The organism is Kitasatospora sp. NPDC004799, assembly GCF_040609095.1.
GTDB lineage: Bacteria > Actinomycetota > Actinomycetes > Streptomycetales > Streptomycetaceae > Kitasatospora.
In genome coordinates this window covers 1-6771 of sequence record NZ_JBEXJK010000431.1, presented here as the reverse complement: position 1 = coordinate 6771, position 6771 = coordinate 1, and the positions used below count along the sequence as shown (strand labels likewise).

The 6771-nt window shown below is 76.9% G+C and carries 1 protein-coding gene; it reads left to right on the top strand.

Translation table 11 applies throughout. The features are described from left to right. The coding region (locus ABZW03_RS34560; RefSeq protein WP_355267442.1) for an SDR family NAD(P)-dependent oxidoreductase at positions 1-6771 on the top strand (6771 nt) is incomplete at both ends.

The following is a 6771-nucleotide window of genomic DNA, read 5'->3' as shown; positions in this document are numbered from 1 at the left end:
CTGCCCTGGCGGTCGCTGACCCTGGTGTCCACCGGCCCGGGCGCGATCGACCCCGCCGAGGCGGCCCGCACCCGGCTGCTGCTGGACGCCCTGCGCGAGCAGGCCCGGCAGCTGCACGCCCACCTGACGCGGCGCCCGGACCTCGACCCGCGGCGGGCCGCCTGGACGCTCGCCGCCGGCCGCAGCAGCTTCGAGCACCGCGCCGTCCTCCTCGCCGAGGGCCGCGAGGACGCGCTGGCCGGCCTCGCCGCGCTCGCGGACGGCACCGAGCACCGCACCACCGTGCGCGGCGCGGCCCGCGGCGCCGCCAGTGGCAAGGTGGTGTTCGTCTTCCCCGGCCAGGGCTCGCAGTGGACCGGCATGGCCGGCGAACTCCTGGACGCCTCACCGGTGTTCGCCGCCCGGATCGCCGAGTGCGCGGCGGCCCTCGCGCCGCACGTGGACTGGTCCCTGGAGGACGTGCTGCGCGGCGCCGACGGCGCCCCCTCGCTGGACCGGGTGGACGTCGTCCAGCCCGCCCTGTTCGCGGTGATGGTCTCGCTCGCCGCGCTCTGGCGCTCGTACGGCGTCGAGCCCGCCGCCGTGGTCGGCCACTCCCAGGGCGAGATCGCGGCGGCCTGCGTGGCCGGCGCGCTCAGCCTGGCGGACGCCGCCCTGCTGGTGACGGCCCGCAGCCGGGCGGTGTCCAGGCTCTCCGGCCTCGGCGGCATGCTCTCGGTCGCGCAGGGCGTCGACCGGGTGCGCGAGCTGATCGGGGAGCGCACCGACCGGCTGCAGCCGGCGGTGGTCAACAGCCCGCACACCACCGTGGTCTCCGGCGTACCCGCCGACCTGGACGAGTTGAAGGCCGAGTGCGCCGCGCTCGGCATCCGGGCCCAGGCCGCCCGCGTCGACTACGCGGCCCACTCGCCGCAGACCGAGGTCCTGCGCGAGGAGATGCTGGCGATCGGCGCCCGCGTCACCGCCCGCGCCTCCGACGTGCCGTTCTACTCCACGGTGACCGGCGGCCTCCTGGACACCACCGCCCTGGACGCCGAGTACTGGTACCGGAACCTGCGCCGGACGGTGGAGTTCGCGCAGACCGTCCGCACCCTCGCCGAGCACGGCCACGGCGCCTTCATCGAGGTCAGCCCGCACCCCGTGCTGGCCGTCGGCCTGCAGGAGACCCTGGAGGAGATCGGCAGCGAGGCCGCCGTGCTCGGCTCGCTGCGCCGCCGCGACGGCGGCCCGGAGCGCTTCCTCACCTCGCTGGCCGCCGCGTACGCGCACGGCGTCCCGGTGCGGCGGGACGCCGCCTTCGCCGGGCGCGACCTGCGCCCGTGCGAGCTGCCCACCTACCCCTTCCAGCGCCGGCGCTACTGGCTCGACGCCCCGGCCCCGGCCGTCCTGCCGGGCGCCCAGCCGGAGTCCGCCGCCGACCGGGGCTTCTGGTCCGCCGTCGAGCGCGGGGACCTCACCGAACTCACCGCCGCCCTCGCCGTGGACGGCGAGGACCCGCTGAGCGCCGTCCTGCCCGCCCTGGCCGCCTGGCGCCGCCGCCGCCAGCAGGCCGACACCGTGGACGGCTGGCGCTACCGGATCGCCTGGAAGCCCGCCGCCGTCCAGGGCCGGGCCCGGGCGGCCGGCACCTGGCTGCTGGTCGAGCCGGCCCCGGCGACCCCGTGGGCCGACGCCGCGCAGCGCGCGCTCGAGGCGGCCGGGGCGCGGGTGCGCCGGCTCACCGCCGACGCCACCGCGGACCGGGCCGCGCTGGCGGCCCGGCTCACCGACGCCACCACCGACGCCACCGCCACTGCCGACGCCGAGGAGCAGGCCGCACCCGTCGGCGTGCTCTCCTTCCTGCCGCTGGACGACCGGCCCCACCCGGACGCCCCGCTGGTCCCCGCCGGGACGGTCGGCACGGTCACCCTGCTCCAGGCCCTCGCCGACGCCGCCCTGGACGCCCCGCTCTGGTCGGCCACCAGCGGCGCCGTCTCCACCGCGGCCGCGGACGGCCCGGCCGACCCCGCCCAGGCGCAGGTCTGGGGCCTGGGCCGGGTGATCGGCCTGGAGCACCCGGAGCGCTGGGGCGGGCTGGTCGACCTGCCCGCCGTGCCCGACGAGCGCGCGGCGGAGCGCCTCGCCGGCCTGCTCGCGGCCGAGGACGAGGAGGACCAGCTGGCCGTCCGCTCCACCGGCGTGCTGGTCCGCCGTCTGGTCCGGGCCCCCGGGGCCGAGGTGCCCGCCGAGCGGGCCTGGCGGCCGCGCGGCACGGTGCTGGTCACCGGCGGCACCGGAGCCGTCGGCACCCATGTGGCCCGCTGGCTGGCCGCGAACGGCGCCGAGCACCTGGTGCTCACCAGCCGCCGGGGCCCGGACGCCCCGGGCGCGGCCGAACTCGCCGACGAACTGCGCGCGCTGGGCGCCGGGGTGACGGTCGCCGCGTGCGACACCGCCGACCGGGCCGCCGTCGACGCCCTGGTCGGGCGCTTCGCCGAGCAGGGCACGCCGATCCGCGCCGTCCTGCACGCCGCCGGCCTCGGCCGCACCGGCGCCCTGGCCGACCTGCTGCCCGCCGACCTCCAGGAGCTCGCCGAGGCCAAGACCGCCGGCGCCCGCAACCTGGCCGAGGCGCTCGCCGGCACCGAGCTGGACGCCTTCGTCCTCTTCTCCTCCAACGCCGGGGTCTGGGGCGGCGGCGGCCAGGGCGCGTACGCCGCGGCCAACGCCTTCCTCGACGCCTACGCCGAGCAGCTGCGGGCCGCCGGCTGCCGGGCCACCTCGGTCGCCTGGGGCGCCTGGGCGGACGGCGGCATGGCCGACGGCCCGGCCGGGGAGGCGATGCGCCGCCGGGGCGTCCCGGCGATGGCGCCCGACCTGGCCGTCGCCGCCCTCCAGCAGGCCCTCGACCTCGACGAGACCTTCCTCGCCGTCGCCGACGTCGCCTGGGAGCGCTTCCACCCCGCCTTCAGCGCGGCCCGCCGCCGCCCGCTCATCGAGGACCTGCCGGAGGTCCGCGCCCTGCTGGAGGCCCGTCCCGCCGGTGAGCCGGGTACGGAGGTGCCCGAGCAGTCGGCGCTGCGCAGGAGGCTCACCGGGCTCTCCGACGCCGAGCAGGAGCGCGTCCTGAGCGACCTGGTGCGGGTCCAGGCCGCGGCCGTCCTCGGCTTCGCCGGGCCGGAGGCGATCGACCCGGTCCGCGCCTTCCGGGAGCTCGGCTTCGACTCCCTCACCGCCGTGGAGGTCCGCAACCGCCTCGGCAGCGCCACCGGCCTCAAGCTCCCCACCACCCTGGTCTTCGACTACCCCACCCCCGCCGCCCTGGCCGGCTACCTGCGCACCCGGACCCTCGGCCTGACCGAGGGCCCGGCCCGGGCCGCCGGCGGGGCGGCCGACGACGACGAGCCGATCGCCGTCGTCGCGATGGGCTGCCGCTTCCCCGGCGGCATCGCCTCCCCGGAGGACCTCTGGCGGCTCGTCACCGAGGGCCGGGACGCCGTCGGCGGCATGCCCACCGACCGCGCGTGGGACCTCGACGCCCTCTACGCGGACGACCCCGACCAGCCCGGCACCAGCTACTGCCGCGAGGGCGGGTTCCTGCACGACGCGGGCCTCTTCGACGCCGGCTTCTTCGGGATCTCCCCGCGCGAGGCCGTCACCATGGACCCGCAGCAGCGCCTGCTGCTGGAGGTCGTGTGGGAGACGCTGGAGCGGGCCGGCATCGACCCCGGGACGCTGCGCGGCAGCGAGACCGGTGTGTTCACCGGGGGCTCCACCCAGGACTACACCACGGTGCTGGTGAACAGCGAGGGCGGCGCCGAGGGCTACATGCTCACCGGCACGGCGTCCAGCGTGATGTCCGGCCGGATCTCCTACACCCTGGGCCTGGAGGGCCCGGCGGTCACCGTCGACACCGCCTGCTCCTCCTCCCTCGTCGCCCTCCACCTGGCCGCCCAGGCGCTGCGGCAGGGCGAGTGCACGCTCGCCCTGGCCGGCGGCGTCACCGTGATGGCCACGCCCGGCCCGTTCGTGGAGTTCAGCCGCCAGCGCGGCCTGGCCGCCGACGGCCGCTGCAAGCCCTTCGCGGCCGCGGCGGACGGTACGGGCTGGGGCGAGGGCGCCGGCATGCTCCTGCTGGAGCGACTCTCCGACGCCGAGCGCAACGGCCACCCGGTCCTGGCCGTCGTCCGGGGCAGCGCGGTCAACCAGGACGGTGCGAGCAACGGCCTCACCGCGCCGAACGGGCCCGCGCAGCAGCGGGTCATCCGCCAGGCGCTGGCCAACGCGGGCCTGACGGCCGGCGAGGTGGACGCGGTCGAGGCGCACGGCACCGGGACCACCCTCGGGGACCCGATCGAGGCGCAGGCCCTGCTGGCCACGTACGGGCAGGAGCGCGGCGAGGAGCCTCTGTGGTTGGGCTCGTTGAAGTCCAACCTCGGGCACACCCAGTCGGCCTCCGGCGTCGGTGGTGTGATCAAGATGGTCATGGCGATGCGGCACGGCGTGCTGCCGCGCACTCTGCACGTGGACGAGCCCACCCCGCACGTGGACTGGTCGGCGGGCGCGGTCGAGCTGCTGACGCAGGCCCGGGACTGGCCCGAGACCGGGCGTCCGCGCCGCGCGGGCGTCTCCGGCTTCGGCGCGAGCGGGACGAACGCGCACGTGGTGCTGGAGCAGGCGCCGGTCGCTGCCGAGGAGGCGGTGCCGGAGCCGGTGGCGGGTGGTGTGGTGCCGTGGGTGCTGTCCGGGCGGAGTGAGGCGGCGCTGCGGGAGCAGGCGCGGCGGCTGCTGGGGGCGGTCGGCGGGGAGCGGCCGGTGGACGTCGGCTTCTCGCTGGTGTCCTCGCGGGCGGTGTTCGAGCACCGGGCCGTGGTGGTCGGCGAGGAGCGGGAGGCGCTGCTGGCGGGCCTGGGCGCGCTGGCCGACGGCCTGCCGGGCACCGGCGTGGTGTCGGGGCGGGCCCGTACGGTCGCCGGTCCGGTGTTCGTGTTCCCTGGACAGGGGTCGCAGTGGCTGGGCATGGCGCGGGAGTTGATGGCCGAGGAGCCGGTGTTCCGGGCGCGGATGGAGGAGTGCGCGAACGCCCTTGCGCCGCACGTGGAGTGGGACCTGCTGGAGGTCGTCGGGGGAGAGGACGGCGGGTGGATGGAGCGGGTGGACGTGGTCCAGCCGGTGCTGTTCGCCGTGATGGTGTCGCTGGCCGCGCTGTGGCGGTCGTACGGTGTCGAGCCGTCGGCCGTGGTGGGGCATTCGCAGGGTGAGATCGCGGCGGCCGCTGTTTCCGGTGCGCTGTCGCTGGAGGATGCCGCACTGGTCGTGGCGCTGCGCAGTCAGGCGATCGTCGAACTGTCGGGCCTGGGTGGGATGGTGTCCGTGCCGCTGCCCGCCGGGGAGGTCCGAGCGCTGCTCGTGCGCTGGGATGGGCTGTCGGTCGCGGCCGTCAACGGCCCGCGCTCGGTGGTGGTTTCGGGTGACGCGGCGGCTCTCGACGCGCTGATGGAGTACTGCTCGGCCCACGAGATCCGGGCGCGCCGGATCGCGGTGGACTACGCCTCGCACTCGGCGCACGTCGAGCGCATCGAGAATCAACTCGCCGAGCTGCTGGCGCCGGTGGCCCCGCGCGTGCCGGAGGTCCCGTTCCACTCCACCGTCACCGGCGAGGTGGTCGACAGCGCCGCGCTGGACGGCGCGTACTGGTACCAAAATCTGCGCCGGACGGTGGAGTTCGCGAACACTGTTGAGTCCCTCCTGACCTCCGGCCACAGCCAGTTCATCGAGATCAGCGCCCATCCGGTGCTGACCGTCGGCATCCAGGAGTCCATCGACGCCACGGAGACCGAGGCGGTCGTCCAAGGCACGCTGCGCCGCGACCACGGCGGGCGCGAGCGCTTCCTGACGGCCCTGGCCGAGGCCTGGACCCACGGCGCGCCCGTCGACTGGGCGCCGCTGTTCGCGGACGCCCGCCGCGTCGACCTGCCCACCTACGCCTTCCAGCGCGAGCACTACTGGCCGAAGCCGGGTTCGCGCGGTGTCGGCGACGTCCTGTCGGCGGGCCTCGGTGCGGCCGACCACCCGCTGCTAGGTGCCGCCGTGGCGCTGGCCGACCGCGACGGTCACGTGTTCACCGGCCGCCTCTCGGTGCAGTCGCACCCGTGGCTGGCGGACCACGCGGTCGCCGGCACGGTGATCCTGCCGGGTACGGCGTTCGTCGAGCTGGCCGTCCGCGCGGGCGACCAGGCGGGCTGCGACGTGCTGGAGGAGCTGACCCTGGAGGCCCCGCTGGTGCTGCCCGAGCAGGGCGGCGTCGCGGTGCAGGTCGTGGTCGGCTCGCCCGATGCCGAGGGCCGCCGCGAGGTGGAGGTGTACTCCCGCACCGAAAGCGCGGCCCCGGACGAGCCTTGGGCCCGCCACGCCGCCGGCGTCCTCTCCCGTTCGGCCGGCGCGCCCGCCTTCGACCTCACCGCCTGGCCCCCGCAGGACGCCGAGCCGCTGTCGGTGGACGGGTACTACGACGTGCTGGCCGGACTCGGCTTCGCCTACGGTCCGGCGTTCCAGGGCCTGCGGGCCGCCTGGCAGCGCGGGGACGAGGTGTTCGCCGAGGTCGAGTTGGCCCCGGAGCAGCAGGGCGACGCCCAGCGCTTCGGCCTTCACCCGGCGCTGCTCGACGCGGCGCTGCAGGCGGCGGGCCTCGGTGCGGCGACCCGGGAGTCGGCCGCCGGCCGGCTGCCGTTCGCCTGGAGCGGGGTGACGCTGTTCGCCACGGGTGCCGCGGTGCTGCGCGTGCGCCTCGCC